Below are 18,226 nucleotides of genomic sequence, written 5' to 3'. Positions count from 1 at the left end.
TTGTAGTTTAGGATACAAACTACCCTGGATGTAAACGATGTGCTGCTCCTTATCAGTTAATGCTTAGAGCCAAATAGGGCCCTTTTGGCTTGCTTCGACCTGTTCCAGTTCAACAGTTTTATACTCGCCGGGGACGCGGACCCTCACAGGCCGCTCCCGGTCATAATAGACCCTGGGGACGTGCGGGGGCACCGCCGTAACGCGGCACTCGATGCTTGCCACGTCGCCGGGCTTCACCTCCAAGTTGCTGACGTCGACCACGCAGTGCTGCATGCCGACACGCCCGACGAGCCGAGCGGGATGCTCGCCAAAACGCACCCTGGCGTCCCCGGCCGTTAACGAGCGCATACCCTGGAGCGCCGCCCGGGCAGCCTTGCGCAGCGCGTCTCCGACACCTGAAACCGGACGCGAGGGATACATCGTCATGCCGTCGGCGAAACCCAGGGGCAGCACGGCAACCGTCATATCACGCCGCGCCGTAAAATCGCCGCCGTAACCCACGCTCTCGCCCCGGTGCACGCGCCGCACCATCCTGACAGTGGACATCACTTGCCAGGCCGGTTTGAGCGAAAGGTATCCTGGACCCCATCCGTACAGCAGGTTGCCGACGCGGACCATCCCCAGGTGAGAGTCAGGCAGCAAAACTGTTCCGGCGCTGTTTGCAGCATGGATAAAAGGAGGTTTCAGGCCCATGTTGTCCAACCGGTCAACCAGTTGGAGAAACCGGTCCAACTGCTTGCTCATCGCCGACTTCTCGTGGGCCGCGAAATGGGTATACAGGCCTTCGACGACCAGCCCCCTGACATCCTGAAGCCGGGAGAGAAAGTCCGGCACGTCGGCTGCGGGTAACCCAAAACGGTGGAACCCCGTATCCACTTTAACGTGGATCCTTACCAGCATCCCGGCCTTGTACGCGTGCTCTCCTATCTCCCGCGCCACATCGAGGCTGTTCAGCGTTACATCGGCGCCGAGATGCACGACCTCCTCAGCCTGTCCCGGGCCGGGGGGACAGAAAACCAGGATCGGGATGTTCAGCCCGGCCTTGCGCAGTACGGAGGCCTCGACCAGGTCGAAGACCCCAAGCCGGTCGGCCCCGCTCGCCAAAACGGTTTTCGCCGTCTCGACGGCGCCGTGGCCGTAACCGTCCGCTTTGACCACCGCCAGCAACTGCACGGCCGGACCGATCAATGCGCGGACCTTCATCGTGTTGTGGGCCAGGTTGTCCAGACGTACGGCAACCCAGTTGGGACCGAAGTTTAACATTAACGTTTCGCACCCCCGGCGCCCGACAACAACTCTTTGGCCCTGGCCAGCCTGCTCCTCCATTCCCGGTAGCGGGGCTCTCCCCAGTTCCAGAGACGATAGGCGGTCACCGCGAACGGATAGTCAAACTCGCCGACAAACTCCACGAGTTCGCCGTTGAACCCCTTCTTGAACCGGTATAAGCCGTAAAGGGGGTTATCGGGATTCATGTCCCCGGAAACGCCGCGAAAATCGTACAGCCTGCACCCCAGGGACTTGGCCCAGCAGATCATCTTCCATTGCAGGAGATAGTTGGGCATGACGTTACGATGCTCGTTGCCCGAAGCACCGTACACGTACCAGACCTTATCGCCCAAGGTAAAGGCCAGGGTACCGGCGATGGGCTGTCCTTGGTAATAGGCCATAAAAAGCCTGGCATAACCTCTTTCCACCAGGTGCTCCCAGATGATGTCGTAGTACTCCGGCCCGCGGATCAAAAACTTATCGCGGGCGGCCGTCTCCCGGAGCAGCCTGTAGAAATGGGGCAGGTCGGCCTTGGTACAGTCATCCTTTACGATGACGCCTTTACGCTCGGCGAGCCGGATATTGTAGCGGGTCTTTTGGTGAAAACCGGCCAATATCTCGTCCAGGTCCCGGTCGATGGAGAGACGATAGACAAACCTGGGTTGGAGCCCCTCGAAGTTGGGGCCCCTGGAATGGCGGCGGAAACCCAGTTCGGTAAGGAGAGGAGTAATTGTTCCGTCCTCAACGACATCCGGGTCGATTTTAAAAAGAATGGCTCCGCGTTCTCGGCCCAGTTGCTTAATGCCCTGCATCAGGGCCTCCCAGACGGCCTTATCGCGGAAATCAAGCACCGGCCCGCGGGGCGCGTAGAGGATCGGCCGGCGCAAAACCGGGAGTTCGCGTTCGAGTATGCTGGCCGCACCCCTAATGGTTCCCTCCGCGTCTTCCACAACCAGCCGGTAAGCGCGCCACCCGGTAGCGGCCTTGACCTCGCCCCACTCGTAAGACTGCAGGATCTCGCCCTTGGGATGGCCCTCGACAAAGGCGTTGAACCTGTCCCGTTCACCTGCGCCGATCAACCGCGCCTGCAAACTCATCAACCTACCTCCCGCCCCAATCACAAAAAGACGCGGAGTCAAGAAAAGCTCTGCCCGTCTTCCGCGTCCGTCAAGCTGTCCAGCGTAGTTAAAGCACCGGCTCGTTCTCTCGTTCTGCGGCTTTTGCCGTGATTCGAGAAGAATTTCTCTGCCTCGACAGCAAATCCTGCAACCAAGTTGTGTTTGCCGTTCTTCTTCCCGACAAAAAAGGAAATCCCGGTCCAGTTCCACCAGACCGGGTTTATCATGCGCTTGTGCCGGGGGGCCGGCCGAAGACAAACCTACGCGGGACAGTTGTAGATCGCGTCGGCAAGGCGGAGCGACTGGGCGCGCACGCCCGCAATATCCTGCAGGTTGCCCTTGAACTTGTCGACGTCCGGCGCGTCAGCCTGCATCGTTACGGTGATGATGCCGCGTTTCTTTGAAGGGTCGGGGATTCCGGTTCGGCACAGGATTTTGGAGCCGTAACGCGTCAATACCTCCTGCACTTCCGGCCCGCGCGAGGCCCGTTCCTCAACCAGAATACCGACTACGTAAATGCCATCGGCCAAAGCGCCTCAACCCCTTGTAAAAGAGATGCTGCTGTTAAATTCTGCCCGGAGAAGCAGCGAATGATTCGGAAATATCCGATCATGTCCATCCTGGCTAGTCCTTGTGCTCCGAAAGGGACCGGCCGGGGTCGGTGCCGTGGGCGTAGCCGGGATACGGCTCACGCTCCAGCAAGGCCAGCAACTCCTTGACACCGTCTACGGGCGGCAAGCAGCGCTTACCTACGCAAACAAAGGCCTGGACTTTCCCTTTCGGGCTGTACCCCGCCCGCATAATCTCTTCGTCGTCCCGCCCCCTGACCAGCAGCCGCACCGTTTTAACGGGCCGATAGACGCGCAGGGCGGCCCCGTGAAGATTGGCCGTCGCCTGGTCGCCCGGTCCGACCACCGTAACAACGGTCACCGGGGTCAAGAGTTCGAAAACGGCCAGCGCCATCCCGGAGGCCAGTGTCCCATACCGCCGGTACCCCGCGAGAACGGCCTGCATGGCTTTACGCGCAAGGCCTGTATATCTTTCTTCCCCTGGCATCAAGGCATCCAGACCGGCCAGCCACCGCGCCGCCCGCGCGTTGACCTGCGGGTCCTTGAGCGGGACAGCGAGCGCTCCCGGGGCACCGGGGTCGGGAACGATGTCGTAAAATCCGCCTTCCGGCGCCGCCAGTTTCGCGATGACAAAATCGGCCAGGATCCTGGACCGGTCCAACCATTTGGCCTCGCCGGTGCTCTGGTAGGCCGCCAGGCAGGCGCGGCCCACTTCGACCTGGTCGTCGAGCCGCCCGAAAAGGCCGGCTATGCCGTCCTGATCGACGACGTGGGCCATGCCCCGGTCTTCCCGGTAGGCATGCCGCCACAAGCTGTCCAGGGTTTTCAGCGCGAGTCTCCCCCAGTATCGCTCGCCGGTAACCCAGCCGGCCAGGAAGAGGCTTTTGGCCGTCATCCCGTTCCAGTCCACGTAGATGTGGCGGTCGATGTAAGGCGGGCGCATCTTTTTGCGTTCCGGCATATCCAGCCGGTAATACTCTTCATCGGCGTCCTGGGTCCCCGACCAGCATTCGGTCTCTTCTTGATAGAGGCTGTTCTCCAGGTAGTGCAGGACATCACGCGCGACGTCCAGGTACCGCTCCTGGCCGGTGATCTGAAAGGCCTGCAGCAGGACACCCAGGAGACCGGCGTTATCCTCGAGCATCTTCTCAAAGTGAGGAATGAGCCAGTCCCGCGTGGTGCTGTAGCGGAAGAACCCGCCCTCCACCGCGTCGTACATGCCGCCGCCCGCCATCCCGTCCAGGCTGGTCAGGGCGACGTGCAAGAACTTTTCGTTGCCGGTGGTGAAGTAAACGTTGAGGGCCAGCTCTATGGCCTCGACCATGGGGAACTTCGGCGCGTCGCCGAAACCGCCGTACACAGGGTCAAAGTCTGTGAGGAGTCTCTGGGCGGTTTCCTCATAGGGCTCGAGCGTCAGTTCGTCGAGGGGCGCCGTCTTTGGTTCTTTGGCAACCGGCTCGTCGACCTTAAAGGATTGGGGCTCGCGCCTGAAGAGTCCGGCGGCCCGCTCCAGGAGCGACTTCAACTGTTCCGGAGGCATGTAGGTACCCCCCGTGACCAAGCGCCCTTCGGGGGTAAGGATGGCCGTCGTCGGCCACCCGCCCATATTGTAGCGCACGTTGACGTCGGGCCTCTGGTCGGTATCGACGCGAACGGGAATGTATTTTTCATTCAACAGGCGGATGACCTCCGAGTCCGAATACGTCTTCTCGTCCATCACGTGACACCAATGGCACCAGACCCCCGAGATCGAGAGGAGGATAAGCTTCCTGTCGGCCATGGCCTCGGCAAAGGCCTTGTCGCCCCATTCGCGCCACTTGATCTCATGTGCGCGGTTGGGACGCGGGGAGAAATGAAACTTGGCAGGCATCCGACCATCTCCTTCCCTGCTCTGCCCAAAACTCCCGGAATGCTGATCCGGGTATCTTGTTCCCCAGTATTCACCTCGACATCAGTTACCCATACTTACACAAACTTCCTGCATCAATAAAGGTTATAGGCTACAGGCTAAAACAAGGCAAAAGCATGAGAGCAATTATTCTTTCAACCCGCCTTAACTGCCTGGAAATTAATCATTTCAACGGGAGGGAACGATATGGAACACCAACTCGAAAACTTTCCCAGGGAACTCGCGCACAAGATCCAGGAGGGACGCCAGGCCGGCCTGACCGACGATCAGCTGCGGGAAGGAATCGTGCACCTGACGGACATGCTCTCCAAATTCATCAAGCCGGACTCGCCCGAAGAGGCGCTGATTAAAGCCATGTGGGGGGTCAGCACGGACGAGGAAAAGCGCACCATAGCCAACATTATGCTCAGGCTCGGCGATCAGTGGGCTTCCCCGAAAAACGTTCAATAATCGCGCCGCCCATCCTGAAGGGAGGTACAGCGGATTACTCTCACCGGGCGGATGCCAGGGACATTCGCCTTCTTTGTTCTTGCCCAACATTATCCAAGCGTGATACCCTACGAATGACGAAACCAAAACGCAAGGTGGGAGCTAACCATCCCTCTGGCGGCCATAAACCGGCGCGACCACTCCCGCCACGGCCAGCCCGATCAGGACGAGGCCCAGGACCCCCCGGATCAGGCGGTCGACAGGGCCGGTGTTGACCTTGAATTCCAGATTCATTGGACAGCCCCTTTTCAGCGGTTATGGGAGGGGCGGCGCCTGCGCCCCCATGTCGACCAACCGGCCAGGTCAAAGAGGAGGCAGTACCGCGTAGCCGCCGTCAACAACTGGTAAAACCCCAGCACGGCGAAAGCCGCCGACCATGCCGGGTTTACGGCGCCGCTCGCCGCCAGGACCAACAGGACCGCGCCGAAAAGCACCCTCACGACCTGGTCCCGCGCTCCGACATTCTGCTTAAAATCGAGACGCATCTCTTCACATCTCCGGTGTTTTTCTGGTTAGGATTAACTTCGCCCGTATCAAAGTGGACTATACGAAATCGGCATTTAAATCTTCCGGAGGGGAACTTTATACTTAGAATTCGGCGAGGAGGAAAAGCAGCAGTGGCAGCCCAAAAAATCCTGATTATCGGGGGAGTGGCCGCCGGCCCGAAAGCCGCGGCACGGGCCCGGCGAGTCGACCCGGATTTGGAAATAACCATTCTGGAACAGGGGCGGTACGTATCCTTCGGCGCCTGCGGGCTTCCTTACTATATCGGGGGTATAATGCAGAAAATCGAAGAACTGACCCAAACCCCGGTCGGCATAAAACGCGACAGCGACTTTTTCCGGCGAGTCAAGGGCACGACCGTGCATACCCGTACGCGCGCTGAAGCCATTGACCGGCACAAGAAAGAAGTGCGCGCCGTCAACCTGGAAACGGGCGAAACAGCCTTTTTCCCCTATGACAGACTGGTGATCGCCACCGGAAGCAGCCCTGTCCGTCTCCCTATTCCCGGCGCCGATCTCCCCAACGTCTTCCACGTCTGGACGATCAAAGACGCCGTTGCCATACGCAAGCGCCTGGAATCAGGCGATGTGAGGAACGTCGTCGTGATTGGGGCGGGGCTCATCGGCCTTGAAGTAGCCGAATCCATGGCCAAGGCCAAAGGCCTCCCCGGGGAACCGCCGCGGGTGACCGTCATCGAGGCGATGGCGCACATTACCCCCAATCTCCTGGACCCCGAAATCGCGGCCTTCGTAGCCAAAACTCTGCGCCTGAACCAGCTCGAGGTGCGCACCGGGGAAATGGCCCGGCGCATCGAGGAAACCCCCGGGGGCCGGATGCAGGTGACCACGGACAAGGGCACGCTGGCAGTCGACCTCGTCATCGTGGCCATCGGGGCGAGGCCCAACGTTAGCCTGGCCAAAGAGGCGGGGCTGGAAATCGGCGTGACCGGCGGCATCAAGGTTAACGAAAGGATGCAGACCAGCGATCCCGACATTTACGCCGGAGGGGACTGCGTGGAGAACGTTAACATCATCACCGGGCAGCCCATCTACACGCCTCTGGGTTCGGTGGCCAACAAGCACGGCCGGGTCATTGGCACAAACGTGGCCGGGGGCCACGAGACCTTCCCCGGCGTGCTGGGAACAGCCATCTATAAGGTGTTTGACTTTGCCGTAGCCCGGACCGGGCTAACAGAGAAACAGGCCAGGGACTTCGGCTACCCCGTTGCATCGGTTATTGTCGCAGGCGGGGACCGCGCCCACTTTTATCCGGGGTCGCGGGCCGTCCACATCAAACTCATCGTCGACAAGAACACCCGGCGCGTTCTGGGAACGCAAATCGTCGGACCGGGCGACTGCGACAAGCGCCTGGATGTGGTTGTCGCAGCCATCTCGATGGGGGCCACGGTGGACCAGCTGGCCAACTTTGACCTGGGCTACTCCCCGCCTTACAACACGGCCATGGACGTCCTGCACCACGCCGCCAACACGATGCGCAACAAGCTGGACGGCCTGGCGCGGACGCTGGGGCCCGCCGAGGTCAAACAAATGATCGACCAGGGTCAGGATTTCGTCCTGGTCGATGTCCGGACCAACCGGGAGTTCTCCAACATCCCGCCGCTTAGGGATAAGGTGTCTTTTATACCGCTCGCTAAGGTCAGAGAAATGCACGAGAAGCTGCCCAAAGACAAGCCTATCGTCGTTTACTGCGCCGTCAGCATGCGGGCCTGGGACGCCCAGCGCATTCTCAACGGGCTGGGCTTCAAGGACGTGCGCTTCCTGGAGGGGGGCCTGGCGGCTTGGCCTTATTAGCCACTTCGCACTTCTCAAAGACTTTGACCAGCATCTTGCGGCGCCTCGGCCCGTCAAACTCGGCGAAGAAGATACCCTGCCAGGTCCCCAGGGCGAGGCGCCCGTCCTGCACCGGAACGGCCTTCGCCGGCCCGACCAGCAAGGACTTGATGTGGGCGTCCGAATTGCCCTCCGCGTGCTTGTAGTCTCCGGTCGCCGGGACGAGCCGCGTCAGGAAGGCCAGGATGTCCCGGGCCACGGAAGGGTCGGCGTACTCGTTGATGAGGACGCCGGCGGTGGTGTGGGCAACGTAAATGTGACAGACGCCTTCCCTGACCCCGCTTTCAGTCACGATGCGCGCGATCTCGGCCGTCACGTTAACCAGCTCGCTGCGCAACCGGGTTTCAACCTCGACGGTTTGCCATGCCACCCGCCGTCTCTCCTTTCATCCGTCCGAAAAGAACCGGGAGCAAAACCCGGAGGTCGTCTCCTTCCAGCGCGAGATGCGCCTCCGAGGCGACATCGGGTGCGGCGTTGAAAGCCACGCCCAGGCCCACCATGGGAAACAGGGGTGCGTCACCGACGCCGTCCCCCACCACGGCCACCTCTGAAGGATGGACACCCCAGGCGCGGCAAAGCGGAAGCAGATGTTCGGGTTTGCCATCCCAGCCCACGTTGATGGTCACCCGCCCGTCCGCCACGCCTGCGGTAAAACCGAGTTCGTTGGCGATGTACCGTTCCACCCCGAGAAGGCCCGCGACCCGCCGCACCAGGACATCCAAACCGGACGAAAGGATAGCCGTCCGCACGCCGAAAGCGCGGAGCGTTCCGGCGACTTCCCTGGCGCCGTTCCGGAGCGGGATCTCGTTTACTATGGATTCAATAATAGCGTGCGGCGTCCCCCGCCATGCATAGACATCACGCTCGGCGAATTCCTTATAGGTTATTTTGCCCGCAAGGAAGGCGTTAAGCGATTGCAGGCCCTGGCTTTCCCAGGTCCCAAGCCGCTCGTGAATATACTGCCAGACGCTCCGCACGGGTGTAAGGGTTCCGTCCAGATCAAAGATAACGGCCTTCAGCGGTTTGCCGGTATACGCACAGCCGGGGCTTCGCAACACGGAAACCAAATGCTTCACCTCTCGCGGTATAGCCTTTTCCCCGTCGGAACCCATTTTACCAGATGGTCTTGCCAAACCCAAGCCAAAAGATGCTGGATGTTAGACGTTGGATCTTGACTTGATGCAATCTGTAAAACGGATTGCTGTCAATGGGTTTTTAACACGCCCCTGTGGTATGTTATGGTTACTATCAATAACACATACAGGAGGGGAAAAAGATGGACGCCATTGCCGCTCTCAAGAAGAGACGCAGCGTGCGAAAATACGCGCCGCGTGCGGTGCCCCGCGAGCTGGTGGAGGAGATCGTCGACTGCGGCAGGCTTGCCGCCACGGCGAACAATAAGCAGCCGTGGCTGTTCATTGCGGTTACCGACGGCGAGACGCGGGAGCGGGTCGCCGCACTGACGGACTACGGCAAGTTCATCGCCGAAGCCCCCGCATGCATCGCGGTATTCTGCAAGCATGCCGAAAAGTACTACCTGGAAGACGGGTCGGCCGCGACGCAGAACATGCTCGTCGCCGCCGCCGCCCTGGGGCTGGGATCGTGCTGGGTGGCTGGCGACAAAAAGGCCTACGCACCTGAAGTACGCGCCCTTCTCGGCGTTCCCCAAGAATTCACTCTCGTGTCGCTGGTGTCCTTAGGCTATCCCGCCGATTCCAGGGGGCGTGCCAGTAAACGCTTGCTGGCTGAAGTCATGCGTTGGGAACGCTATTAAGCTGTTAAACTGATATGGCCTGGGTTATACCCACGCCCGAAAGCTGTGGGGCGGTAATCCCAGGCCATCTTAATTATCTGACGTGATGGGGCATTTCGTTAGGGGTTTCAATGATCACCTCGACAAACCCCATGTACTCGGCATCCTCGTACCAGGGAGCCTGGTAGACCAGTTTCTTGATCCCGTTTTTTTCAATGGTGTAGCAGTTGACCTTCCGGGTTCTTAACATCTCTTGCAGCTTGCTCCTGGCGGGCTCAGGGTGACAGTCCAAGACGTTCCTGCCGATCAGCGCTTTACCGCCGTACTTGGCAAAAACCTCGCAGGCCTTGTCGTTCATTTCAAGGATGATCCCGTCGGCATCGCAAACGGTAATCGCTGCCGAAAATCCTTTAGCCCAGGATGCATTAAGCATTTAACAGCCACCTTTTGCCATAGACTTGCGTTTAAAAAATATGACCGGTTCTCTTCGGCCTGGATTAAGCCCAGTATTTCCTGTCCAACGTGCGGTACTGGACGGCCTCGGCGATATGTCCCGCCTCAATCAGTTCGCATTCCTCAAGGTCGGCGATGGTCCGGGCCACCTTGAGAATGCGGTCGTGGGCCCGGGCGCTGAGGTCCAGCTGGTCGAAGGCCGCCTTGAGGATACCGGCTGCATCCGGAGTAAGGCGACAGAACTGCCGGATCTGGCGCACCGTCATCCGCGCGTTGCAGTCCGCGCCCGTGCCGGCCAGCCGCTCCCGCTGCACGGCCCGCGCCGCCTCAACCCTCGCCCGGATGCCGCCGGAGCGTTCCCCCGCGGTCTGCCCGGTCAGCTCACCGTAATTCAGGCGTCCCACCTCGATCTGAATGTCGATCCGGTCGAGCAGCGGCCCAGACACGCGCCTGACGTAGCGTTGAATCTGCAAGGGGCTGCAGCGGCACTCCTTCTGCAGGTCGCCGTAATAGCCGCAGGGGCAGGGATTCATCGAAGCCACAAGCATGATCTCGGCCGGGTATGTGACAGCCGCGGAAATGCGGGAAATACTTATCGTCCCGTCCTCCAGGGGCTGGCGCAGCGCCTCCAGGGCGTCCCGCGGGAACTCCGGGAGCTCGTCGAGAAAAAGCACGCCCTTATGACTTAAGCTGATCTCCCCCGGCCTGGGGACCCTTCCCCCGCCGGCCAGGGCCACGCTGGAACAGGTGTGGTGCGGAGCCCGGAAGGGCCGCCTGGCGACCAGGTGCTGTCCGGGCGCAAGCAGTCCGCCGAGACTGAACAGCTTGGTGCATTCGATGGCCTCGTCAAGAGTCAGGGACGGAAGGATGCCGGGGACCCTCCTCGCCAGCATCGTCTTCCCGGACCCCGGGGGTCCCACCATCAGGACGTTGTGCCCGCCCGCGGCCGCCACCTCCAGCGCTCTCTTCGCGGCGGGATGGCCTTTCACGTCGGCCATATCCAACTCTTCGCCGGCTTCGTCCCTGAGCAAGGCCGCCGGGGCAACGACAAACGGCGCGATTTCCTCTTCCCCGGTCAAAAACCGGACCAAACGGGAAAGGTTTTCGGCGCCGTAGATTTCCATAGCAGGAACCAGCGCCGCCTCCCCCGCGTTTTCCAGCGGAACGACGGCCTTGCGGAATCCGTCCCCCGCCACGGCCGCAATGGACGGCAACACCCCGCTGACGGGGCGGATGCTGCCGTCCAGAGAGAGTTCGCCGAGGAAGACGAACTCGGGAAGCCTTTCAGGGGAAAGCTGCTGGGTAGCCGCGAGGATGCCCAAAGCGATGGGCAGATCGTAGGCCGAGCCCTCCTTTTTGATGTCGGCCGGGGCCAAGTTCACCGTGATCTTGCGCGAGGGGAAGTCGAAGCCGGCGTTCCTGACGGCCGCTTTAACGCGGTCCTTTGCTTCCCTTACGGCCGTATCCGGCAGCCCGACGATCTCCCACGCCGGAAGCCCTCCGGCGACGTCAACCTCGACTCTCAGCACGTACCCTTCAAGACCGATCAGGGCAATCGAATGGACAATGGCAAGCATTACCGAACCTCCATTCCTGACTACCCTAATTCCTCCTGGCTTCCGGAAACTCCTGCCAAAATATGTTTGCATGTGTCGATTGATGTTTTAAACAGGGGTTAGCCCCCGGCTACCCGCCTGCTGTCCGATTCGTACACGTGCACTGGAACTTGCCAGTCGTAATTTGCCGGTGATGGCTTGTCAGCTCCGATCAACTTTACCTGGCTCCCGTTCCACGCTGATCACCAGCCAGATGCCGGTGAGCCAATGGTACAACACCCTGGCCGATCCTCTCGCTGACGCGATCCTGGACCGGCTGGTGCACAATGCCTACGAACTGGAACTGAGGGGGGAGTCTATGCGCAAATTAATGACCAAGCTTGACTGATTCCGGCCACCTGGGTATATTATCCACAACCGGCGTCGCTACGGTCCGACCCCCGGCCGGAAACTCCGGAACAGGTAGCCGATTTCACCGGAATGCGCACCTGTCAAGGGGCCACGCCTGGCACCCGCGGTTTAGCCTGGGGGCGACGCTGACGCTTGCCGGCACCGGGAGCAATGCGGCGAACTGGCTGGCCCCGGGGTACGTTGTGGACTATTTGCGTATCCCGTTAACAGGGTTGGCTTTCAACCTTGCCGATATATCCGCGCTGGTGGGGTTCGCGCTGGCGTGCTCGTTTGCGGTGTCGGGGCGGTATACGAACCGGACTCGAACGACTGACAACCCGAACTACGGAAGGTGAGAAAGTGCAGGGAAAACGCGCAGTCAGGCTCCTGCCCTGGCCGGTCACTCTGATCGGGGCCTGCCACGAAGGGAAACACAACGTGATGACCGCTTCCTGGGTCTGCCAGGTATCCTTCAGGCCGCTCCTTGTGATGCTTTCCATTGCGCCGGAGCGGTACACCTACGGGTTGATCGAGAAGAGCAGGGAATTTGTAGTCAGCATTCTGACGGAAGACCAGGCGGAAGTCGCCGATTTCTGCGGCTCCCGCTCCGGTCGCAATGTGGACAAGATCTCCGCCTTGGGGCTCAAGACGCGGCCCGGCCAGGCAGTGAAGGTCCCCGTGCTCGAAGACTGCCTGGCCAACATCGAGTGCCGCGTCGTGGCCGCGCACCCGGCGGGGGACCACGTGCTGTTCGTCGGGGAGGTCGTGGGGGGTTCCGTTGTCCGCCCGGACGTTTCCCCGCTCCTGATGCTGGACTGGAAGCCCGGGAAGTTCAACCCCATCGCTGAGAAGTAGGCGATGAAAGCGGCGTATGGGCGTGAAGCAGGCCGACCCCAGGGTCAGGGACTACTTCTCGGACCCGTTTGCCGGGAAGCCGTGTTCCAGTAGAGAACGGTCGGACCGTGCGCCGAGCAAAGGGCGTATCGTATAGTGGGTGCGAAGCCCACTGGGTAAGGTCTAGCCAACCACCCATAGCGAGTCTTGGGGTGTAGGGGGTAACCTCTGCACTTAAGCGTAGACAGCGAGATAGCAGGCCATAAGCCGCAAGGCTGAAGCTGAAGGGATTAAGCTTCGAAATCCTCAATGGGAAGGCCGATGCTGTGGTCTGAGCAGAAGATAACACCGCTGCGGTCGTAATGGCAAGACTGCTGTAGCTTCCCCGGAGTCGTAGACCTTGGCATGCTAGACGTCGTTACGGCACATCAACTCGGGAGACCCTGTTACGCCCTTCCTGGAGCAAGGGAGTATGGCCGACAAGCGATACAGAGCAAGAGAGTGCTAAGGCAACAATGTCAGGAGTAACGTAGTGCACTTCTTAGGCCTCCAAATAACAGAGGGCCAACGCAAAAACAGCGCACGCCGACCTTTTGACAGATCAACTCGACCACCCGTTCCGGTTGAAATCGTCTAGTCATTCCGAATCGACCACTTGTTCCAGGCTAATCGACCACCACCTCGGGCAAAGCGGCGCCGGATAACTACATTCGGTCCAACCAGCGGAAAGACCTTCATCGCCTGCGCTCTAGCCAATGCTGCCTGCCGGCAGGGGCTTTCAGCCCGCTACTACCGGGTGCCCCGGTTACTGGCCGATCCGGCCCTGACCAGGGTCGACGGCTCCTGTCCCAAGCTGATGAGTACGCTGGCCAGGATAGATCTCCTTGTTCTCGATGAATGAGGCATCGCCCCCTTCTCGGCGACCGACTGCCGGGAGATCTTTGAGGTCATTGATGACCGCCACCAGACCCATTCTATCATTATCGCCAGTCAGCTTCCAGTGGAGAGCCGGCACGCCGCTTTTGCCGATCCGACCGGAGACCGTTTGGTCCATACGGCTTACAAGATCACGATGAAGGGCGATGCGGAAGGGATTGGCTGCTTCGGCGTCAAACAAGCAACTGGTAAGTGACCCCACACCGGTACCGCCCTAACTTCGGCAGGTGGTTGCCATTGCCGGATCAGGTGGTCGATTTCGGCCGGATTCAGTGGTCGATTTGACCGGAATACGCACTTTGGATAAATTGTCATTAGTTGTTACTGCTACCCCATAATGTCCGGAAATAGACGGTGTTAATTATCCAAGAATTGACGGAACATCTGACCAGCACAAAAACACCCTTGTCGGGGTTTTCCCGGTCAGGCAATCCCGTCAGCTTTCGGACGTTTTAGGTCAGCTCTAACAACAAAGGCGAAACGGCACCTCATCTCCAAAAACCCACCTCATAATACATGTAATACATGACAATTTAGAAGGGCATCTGGATTGCAAAAAATACGATCTGGAGAAAAATTTTTCCGGGCCGCCCATCCCTTATGTTTATTATTTCAGATTGCTGACGGCCTTGCGGGTACAGTGGCTCAAAAAAAGGCATTATAACGTCAGACCCTGGAGCTTCAAAGTAAAGCCGGAAGGGATGCCGTCAGGTTTTTCCGGAGGAAGAGGTGTTTGCTTTGGCGAAAAACAGGCGTAAGACCTTAGCTCCCGACTCTGAAGCGGCACAAATGGGAATGGAGGTCTCCGAAGGCCTTTCACGAAAGTAAGGGCGGCTGCAGCGAACAAGAAGGTCTGGAGCTAAGTCCGAAACCCGTAGGTCTGCAGTCGACAGGCCAAAGGGTCTGTAACGAGGAGCACCTGGAGTTGCCGCCCGAGCCCGAAGGTCTTTCCCGCACCCGATAGGCACGGGAACGCTTTCGCAACGATGGACGAAACAGTCTGCTACCGTTCAATCCGAAGGATTGAGCTCTCCCGCCATCCTTTCCCCGACCAGAAAGCGTGCCACAAATAAACCAGGATTTGCTGCATTCGCGAAGGCGACGGCGTGTCCGACGCCTCTTCATCGTTTATCCCCGGTATGAAATCCCGCAGGATAATGCTGTGGCCGCAGTTCTTGCAGCACACCTCCTGCCTGCCGTCAAAGGAACCGAAAACCAACATGCCGCAACGCGGACAGATCAACTCCAACACCTCCGAAGGACTTCCTTCGCCTCCGCAGGGATTTATCCTTGAAGTATATGATGACAGGGTTGAGCGCCGCTGCCTGTCCTGCCAGTCGGCGCCGTTTCTTACAGGCTGTGCTGAATGAAAGCCCGGGAGCATAATCTTAAGTAGCTCGCGAAAGGACTTAAAGAGATGGATTTTTCGTTTGCCGGAACGCGAGGGTGACAGGCTGCGTGGACAAAGCCGGGCCTGGCGGCAGCCGGCCTTTGCGAGCCGGCGGGGATGTGTTAAGATATGGACAGCTTTTCCTGCGGGGAGGCACTGCAATGGGCTGCGTATTCCCGGTTATAATGCTGATCCTCTTAGTGCCCGTGCTCTTGCTCGTGTTCTACTTCCATATCGCCACCTTTTCCTTTACCAAGCTGGGTCTCTCCCCGGAAGCGGCTCTGTGGCTGTTGATCCTGGTCCTGATCGGCGGCATGATCAACATCCCCGTATCCCGCGAGCGTTTCGTAGTGGGGGACCCGCCCCGGGCAGAGGTCTTCCCGTTCCTGTATTACCTCCCCCCGCAAATCCAGGAACGGGTGATTGCCGTAAACGTCGGCGGAGCCGTCATCCCGACCCTCCTCAGCCTCTATCTGCTGGGGCGTGCTCCCCTGTTGCCGGCCGTCGTCGCCACCGGCATCGTGACCTTCGTCGCCTATAAACTGGCCCGCCCCGTCCCAGGCGTAGGCATCGCCCTCCCCGCCTTCATCCCGCCCATCGTCGCCGCGCTCCTCGCCCTTCTCCTGGCTCCGCAAAACGCGGCGCCGGTGGCCTACATCGCGGGGGTCTGGGGAACGCTGATCGGAGCCGACCTTCTCAACCTCCCGCGTTTCCGCCAACTCGGCGCCAATGTACTGAGCATCGGCGGCGCCGGGGTCTTCGACGGCATCTTCCTGGTCGGCATCGTCGCCGCCCTGCTGGCCTGACGCGCAGACTCATACAAACGAACCCCCGCGGGCAGGATAATCTGCGGGGTGTAAGCGTGGTTTTCATTCCCGAGCGGGTCTTCATCCGCGAGAGAGCCCTGGACTATCCTCTCGGCCGCCGACTCAAGGAACGTTTCATAAAAGAGGGTTTCCCGGTCATCGTCTTAAAGCCTCGGCAGCGCATCGCGACCCGTCTTTCTCCCGGCGCGAGACAGGGCTACATCGCGGCCAAGAAGACCCTGGTCGTGACCGTGGCGGGGACCGATTCCTTCCTTTCGTCCAAGCCGTCCGCCGACTACCAGCTGCCCCTGGCTTCGGGCTGCACGGGCTTCTGTGAGTACTGCTACCTGCAGACCACCCTCGGCAAGCATCCCTACGTCCAGGTGTACGTCAACGTCGGCGAGGTCCTGGCCCGTGCCGGGCGGTACATGGCAGAAAGCGACAGCGTCGTCACCTTTGAGGGCTCCTGCACGTCGGACCCGCTCCCAACCGAACCGTATACCGGGGCGTTGCGCAGGAGCATCCTTTTCTTCGCCGCGCAGCCGCGCGGGCGCTTTCGTTTCGTAACCAAGTACACCGAGGTTGAACCCCTGCTGTCTTTACAGCACAACGGCCACACGCGCTTTCGCTTCAGCATTAACAGCGAACGCGTCATCAAGAATTACGAGCACGCCACTCCGCCGCTGGGTGAGCGTTTAAAGGCAACGCTTAAGGTCCTGGATGCCGGGTACCCTTCGGGCTTCATCGTCGCTCCGATCATCCTCGACGGTGACTGGCGCGCCGATTACCGGGACCTCTTCGAACAGGTACGCCGGACCTGTGGCGACTTGAAAGGAAAAGACGTAACCTTTGAATTGATCACCCACCGTTACACCGAACGGGCGAAAAGCACCATCCTCGAGGTCTTCCCGAAAACAACCCTGCCCATGGACCCTGCGGACCGCCAGTACAAACGCGGGCAATTTGGATACGGCAAATACGTGTACCCCCGCGAACTGATGCAGGAGACCAGGGAGTTTTTCACCCAAACCCTTAACAAAATGTTTCCGGGAACCCAAGTCCAGTATTTCGTGTAGCTCAATCTCTTTCTCTTATTCAAAAGCGTTCTTGATGTGTTCGATCCTGACGACGCGCCCCGGCTCGTCGAGCACCACCCCGATCACATCGAAACGGCATGGGGGCTGCCCCTGGCGGCGGGACAGAAGGTAGCACTCGGCGGCGCGGCGCAGGCGTGTCCGCTTGCGGGCGTCCACTGTCTCCTCAGGCGAACCGAACCCGAGGGGTAGACGCGCCCTCACCTCCACGAAGACGAGTTCGCCCTTCTCGTCGGCAGCGACTATGTCGATCTCCCCCGCCCGGCAGCGGAAATTCCGGGCCAGCAACACGTATCCCTGTTTCCGCAGGTAGCCGGCCGCGGCGTCCTCGGCCGTTCTTCCCTTCTGTCCGGCATCGGTCATTACGCCTCACCGTCACCTTCAAAGAGCCGCGGAGCGGGCAAAAAAGCCGAGCGGTGCAGGCGGCATGGCCCGTGACGCCGTAAAGCCTCGTAATGGGCGCGGGTGGCGTACCCCTTGTGCGAAGGGAAATCGTACAAAGGGTACTGCCAGTGGCAGGCGCTCATCAGTTCGTCCCGGAAAACCTTGGCGAGGATCGAAGCCGCCGCGACCGAGGCGCTGGTGTTGTCGCCCTTAACCAGCGCGCGCTGGGGGACACCGACGCCCGGAATCTTCTGATTGCCGTCCACCAAGACCCAGTCCGGCCTTACGTCCATAGCCGCGAGCGCCCGCCTCATGGCCAGCAGGCTCGCCTGCAGGATGTTAAATTCATTGATCTCCTCGACGCTGGCCAGCCCGATACCCCACGCCACGGCCAGCCTCCGTATCTCGTCCGCCGCCTGCGCGCGCTGGGCAGGGGTAAGGCGCTTGGAATCCTTGAGGTTCATAATCACACAGGGTACCGGCAGCACCACCGCCGCGGCCACCACCGGTCCCGCGAGCGGGCCCCGCCCCGCTTCGTCGACGCCGGCGACGGTCTCGTAGCCCTCCCGTACGAGTTGAAACTCGTAACGGAATAGCTCCTCGACGCGTCCCGCTTCCTTGACCTCCCGCGCCAGCCGCCTGGCCCATTGCCGGTACAGCACTCGAGCACTCTGGCGCGGGTCCCGCGCCAGCGCGTCCAGGACAGTCCGGTCGGGCCCCCGCGTTTCCAGAAGCTCTTTTATTTCCTGCAGGCTTAAGCGGGACAAGTCCACCAAATCACCAACCAACTAAATAACTGCTGCTATATAGGGAGTGTTGACCCAGCACTCAACTGATATACGATACTGATTGTGCCGAACGAGGCTGGAGAAAAGCTAGGCATCAAGCATTTAGGATACAGCTTAGTGCTTATGGCTGTTTTTTA

At 60.1% G+C, this 18,226-nt stretch carries 22 protein-coding genes and 1 pseudogene; 9 read left to right on the top strand and 14 right to left on the bottom strand.

What is annotated here, in order from left to right; all coding sequences use genetic code 11:
- Window positions 1–63: 63 nt before the first annotated feature.
- The 5 genes from alr to ACUM6F_RS06030 all read right to left on the bottom strand — a co-directional run bounded on the left by alr (window position 64) and on the right by ACUM6F_RS06030 (window position 4,823).
- Window positions 64–1,263, bottom strand: a complete 1,200-nt coding sequence (gene alr, locus ACUM6F_RS06050) for an alanine racemase (RefSeq protein ID WP_445348701.1) — start codon at window positions 1,261–1,263, stop codon at window positions 64–66.
- Complete coding sequence (locus ACUM6F_RS06045) at window positions 1,263–2,363, bottom strand: lipid II:glycine glycyltransferase FemX (RefSeq protein ID WP_445348700.1); 1,101 nt, start codon at window positions 2,361–2,363, stop codon at window positions 1,263–1,265. Before ACUM6F_RS06045 ends, alr begins: the two co-directional genes overlap by 1 nt.
- 38 nt (window positions 2,364–2,401) lie before the next feature.
- Window positions 2,402–2,611, bottom strand: coding sequence for a hypothetical protein (locus tag ACUM6F_RS06040; RefSeq protein WP_445348699.1), 210 nt, complete (start codon window positions 2,609–2,611; stop codon window positions 2,402–2,404).
- A gap of 33 nt (window positions 2,612–2,644) precedes the next feature.
- A complete protein-coding gene (locus ACUM6F_RS06035) occupies window positions 2,645–2,914 on the bottom strand; it encodes a TM1266 family iron-only hydrogenase system putative regulator (protein ID WP_445348698.1) in 270 nt (89 codons plus the stop codon).
- Window positions 2,915–3,008: 94 nt separating this feature from the next.
- Window positions 3,009–4,823 carry a thioredoxin domain-containing protein gene (locus tag ACUM6F_RS06030; protein WP_445348697.1) on the bottom strand — a complete coding sequence of 605 codons (1,815 nt, stop codon included), beginning with the start codon at window positions 4,821–4,823 and terminating at the stop codon, window positions 3,009–3,011.
- A 225-nt stretch (window positions 4,824–5,048) separates the two neighbouring features.
- Here ACUM6F_RS06030 and ACUM6F_RS06025 point away from each other — a divergent pair, with 225 nt between their 5' ends.
- Complete coding sequence (locus ACUM6F_RS06025) at window positions 5,049–5,312, top strand: DUF3243 family protein (RefSeq protein ID WP_425621457.1); 264 nt, start codon at window positions 5,049–5,051, stop codon at window positions 5,310–5,312.
- A gap of 141 nt (window positions 5,313–5,453) precedes the next feature.
- Here the strand turns inward: ACUM6F_RS06025 and ACUM6F_RS06020 are convergent, their stop codons facing one another.
- On the bottom strand, window positions 5,454–5,585 hold the full coding sequence (locus ACUM6F_RS06020; RefSeq protein ID WP_445348696.1) for a YgaP-like transmembrane domain: 132 nt from the start codon (window positions 5,583–5,585) through the stop codon (window positions 5,454–5,456).
- Between the two features lie 14 nt (window positions 5,586–5,599).
- A complete protein-coding gene (locus ACUM6F_RS06015; RefSeq protein WP_445348695.1) occupies window positions 5,600–5,836 on the bottom strand; it encodes a YgaP family membrane protein in 237 nt (78 codons plus the stop codon).
- Between the two features lie 132 nt (window positions 5,837–5,968).
- Here ACUM6F_RS06015 and ACUM6F_RS06010 point away from each other — a divergent pair, with 132 nt between their 5' ends.
- Complete coding sequence (locus ACUM6F_RS06010; protein WP_445348694.1) at window positions 5,969–7,666, top strand: FAD-dependent oxidoreductase; 1,698 nt, start codon at window positions 5,969–5,971, stop codon at window positions 7,664–7,666.
- Here ACUM6F_RS06010 and ACUM6F_RS06005 read toward each other — a convergent pair.
- Window positions 7,617–8,075 carry a secondary thiamine-phosphate synthase enzyme YjbQ gene (locus tag ACUM6F_RS06005; RefSeq protein ID WP_445348693.1) on the bottom strand — a complete coding sequence of 153 codons (459 nt, stop codon included), beginning with the start codon at window positions 8,073–8,075 and terminating at the stop codon, window positions 7,617–7,619. The two genes, ACUM6F_RS06010 and ACUM6F_RS06005, sit on opposite strands and share 50 nt — an antisense overlap.
- The gene (locus tag ACUM6F_RS06000; protein WP_445348692.1) at window positions 8,050–8,781 is read right to left on the bottom strand and encodes an HAD family hydrolase; all 732 of its coding nucleotides are present in this window, start codon (window positions 8,779–8,781) and stop codon (window positions 8,050–8,052) included. Before ACUM6F_RS06000 ends, ACUM6F_RS06005 begins: the two co-directional genes overlap by 26 nt.
- A gap of 200 nt (window positions 8,782–8,981) precedes the next feature.
- On the opposite strand from ACUM6F_RS06000, the gene ACUM6F_RS05995 reads away from it, so the two are divergent.
- Window positions 8,982–9,479 carry a nitroreductase family protein gene (locus ACUM6F_RS05995; RefSeq protein WP_445348691.1) on the top strand — a complete coding sequence of 166 codons (498 nt, stop codon included), beginning with the start codon at window positions 8,982–8,984 and terminating at the stop codon, window positions 9,477–9,479.
- Window positions 9,480–9,552: 73 nt separating this feature from the next.
- On the opposite strand, the gene ACUM6F_RS05990 is transcribed toward ACUM6F_RS05995, so the two are convergent.
- On the bottom strand, window positions 9,553–9,891 hold the full coding sequence (locus ACUM6F_RS05990; protein ID WP_445348690.1) for a PAS domain-containing protein: 339 nt from the start codon (window positions 9,889–9,891) through the stop codon (window positions 9,553–9,555).
- Between the two features lie 64 nt (window positions 9,892–9,955).
- The gene (locus ACUM6F_RS05985; RefSeq protein WP_445348689.1) at window positions 9,956–11,488 is read right to left on the bottom strand and encodes a YifB family Mg chelatase-like AAA ATPase; all 1,533 of its coding nucleotides are present in this window, start codon (window positions 11,486–11,488) and stop codon (window positions 9,956–9,958) included.
- A gap of 172 nt (window positions 11,489–11,660) precedes the next feature.
- Here ACUM6F_RS05985 and ACUM6F_RS05980 point away from each other — a divergent pair, with 172 nt between their 5' ends.
- The 4 genes and pseudogenes from ACUM6F_RS05980 (at window position 11,661) to ACUM6F_RS05965 (ending at window position 13,823) form a co-directional block, all read left to right on the top strand.
- Window positions 11,661–11,855 (top strand): ATP-binding protein, encoded by a 195-nt coding sequence (locus tag ACUM6F_RS05980; RefSeq protein WP_445348688.1) that lies wholly within the window; start codon window positions 11,661–11,663, stop codon window positions 11,853–11,855.
- A complete protein-coding gene (locus ACUM6F_RS05975; protein WP_445348687.1) occupies window positions 11,848–12,213 on the top strand; it encodes a signal peptidase II in 366 nt (121 codons plus the stop codon). Before ACUM6F_RS05980 ends, ACUM6F_RS05975 begins: the two co-directional genes overlap by 8 nt.
- 4 nt (window positions 12,214–12,217) lie before the next feature.
- Complete coding sequence (locus ACUM6F_RS05970; protein WP_445348686.1) at window positions 12,218–12,712, top strand: flavin reductase family protein; 495 nt, start codon at window positions 12,218–12,220, stop codon at window positions 12,710–12,712.
- Window positions 12,713–13,346: 634 nt separating this feature from the next.
- Window positions 13,347–13,823: pseudogene (locus ACUM6F_RS05965) on the top strand (ATP-binding protein).
- 807 nt (window positions 13,824–14,630) lie between these two features.
- On the opposite strand, the gene ACUM6F_RS05960 reads toward ACUM6F_RS05965, so the two are convergent.
- Window positions 14,631–14,870: a hypothetical protein gene (locus ACUM6F_RS05960; protein ID WP_425621449.1), complete on the bottom strand. Its 240-nt coding sequence runs from the start codon at window positions 14,868–14,870 to the stop codon at window positions 14,631–14,633.
- 308 nt (window positions 14,871–15,178) lie between these two features.
- Between ACUM6F_RS05960 and ACUM6F_RS05955 the strand changes: the two genes are divergently transcribed.
- Both ACUM6F_RS05955 and splB read left to right on the top strand, forming a co-directional pair.
- Window positions 15,179–15,823 carry a DUF1614 domain-containing protein gene (locus ACUM6F_RS05955; RefSeq protein WP_425621448.1) on the top strand — a complete coding sequence of 215 codons (645 nt, stop codon included), beginning with the start codon at window positions 15,179–15,181 and terminating at the stop codon, window positions 15,821–15,823.
- A gap of 56 nt (window positions 15,824–15,879) precedes the next feature.
- Entirely contained in the window at window positions 15,880–16,899 is a 1,020-nt protein-coding gene (gene splB / locus ACUM6F_RS05950) for a spore photoproduct lyase (protein ID WP_445348685.1), read from the top strand.
- A gap of 15 nt (window positions 16,900–16,914) precedes the next feature.
- On the opposite strand, the gene ACUM6F_RS05945 is transcribed toward splB, so the two are convergent.
- Both ACUM6F_RS05945 and ACUM6F_RS05940 read right to left on the bottom strand, forming a co-directional pair.
- On the bottom strand, window positions 16,915–17,280 hold the full coding sequence (locus tag ACUM6F_RS05945; protein ID WP_425621446.1) for a YraN family protein: 366 nt from the start codon (window positions 17,278–17,280) through the stop codon (window positions 16,915–16,917).
- The gene (locus ACUM6F_RS05940; protein ID WP_445348684.1) at window positions 17,280–18,089 is read right to left on the bottom strand and encodes a ribonuclease HII; all 810 of its coding nucleotides are present in this window, start codon (window positions 18,087–18,089) and stop codon (window positions 17,280–17,282) included. The genes ACUM6F_RS05945 and ACUM6F_RS05940 overlap by 1 nt, the downstream gene beginning before the upstream one ends.
- Between the last annotated feature and the right edge of the window lie 137 nt (window positions 18,090–18,226).

This window comes from Desulforudis sp. DRI-14 (genome assembly GCF_052618305.1).
The sequence above is the reverse complement of the archived record's forward strand: the minus strand, read 5'-3'. Positions and strand labels throughout refer to the sequence as shown.

Bases quoted from the DNA above. Each gene is read 5' to 3' on its own strand.
- ACUM6F_RS06025 (WP_425621457.1), top strand. From the start codon at position 5,049: ATGGAACACCAACTCGAAAACTTTCCCAGGGAACTCGCGCACAAGATC.
- ACUM6F_RS05945 (WP_425621446.1), bottom strand. From the start codon at position 17,280: ATGACCGATGCCGGACAGAAGGGAAGAACGGCCGAGGACGCCGCGGCC.
- ACUM6F_RS06020 (WP_445348696.1), bottom strand. From the start codon at position 5,585: ATGAATCTGGAATTCAAGGTCAACACCGGCCCTGTCGACCGCCTGATC.
- ACUM6F_RS06015 (WP_445348695.1), bottom strand. From the start codon at position 5,836: ATGCGTCTCGATTTTAAGCAGAATGTCGGAGCGCGGGACCAGGTCGTG.
- ACUM6F_RS05955 (WP_425621448.1), top strand. From the start codon at position 15,179: ATGGGCTGCGTATTCCCGGTTATAATGCTGATCCTCTTAGTGCCCGTG.
- ACUM6F_RS06030 (WP_445348697.1), bottom strand. From the start codon at position 4,823: ATGCCTGCCAAGTTTCATTTCTCCCCGCGTCCCAACCGCGCACATGAG.
- ACUM6F_RS05990 (WP_445348690.1), bottom strand. From the start codon at position 9,891: ATGCTTAATGCATCCTGGGCTAAAGGATTTTCGGCAGCGATTACCGTT.
- ACUM6F_RS05985 (WP_445348689.1), bottom strand. From the start codon at position 11,488: ATGCTTGCCATTGTCCATTCGATTGCCCTGATCGGTCTTGAAGGGTAC.
- ACUM6F_RS05995 (WP_445348691.1), top strand. From the start codon at position 8,982: ATGGACGCCATTGCCGCTCTCAAGAAGAGACGCAGCGTGCGAAAATAC.
- alr (WP_445348701.1), bottom strand. From the start codon at position 1,263: ATGTTAAACTTCGGTCCCAACTGGGTTGCCGTACGTCTGGACAACCTG.
- ACUM6F_RS06040 (WP_445348699.1), bottom strand. From the start codon at position 2,611: ATGATAAACCCGGTCTGGTGGAACTGGACCGGGATTTCCTTTTTTGTC.
- ACUM6F_RS05980 (WP_445348688.1), top strand. From the start codon at position 11,661: ATGGCTTGTCAGCTCCGATCAACTTTACCTGGCTCCCGTTCCACGCTG.
- ACUM6F_RS06045 (WP_445348700.1), bottom strand. From the start codon at position 2,363: ATGAGTTTGCAGGCGCGGTTGATCGGCGCAGGTGAACGGGACAGGTTC.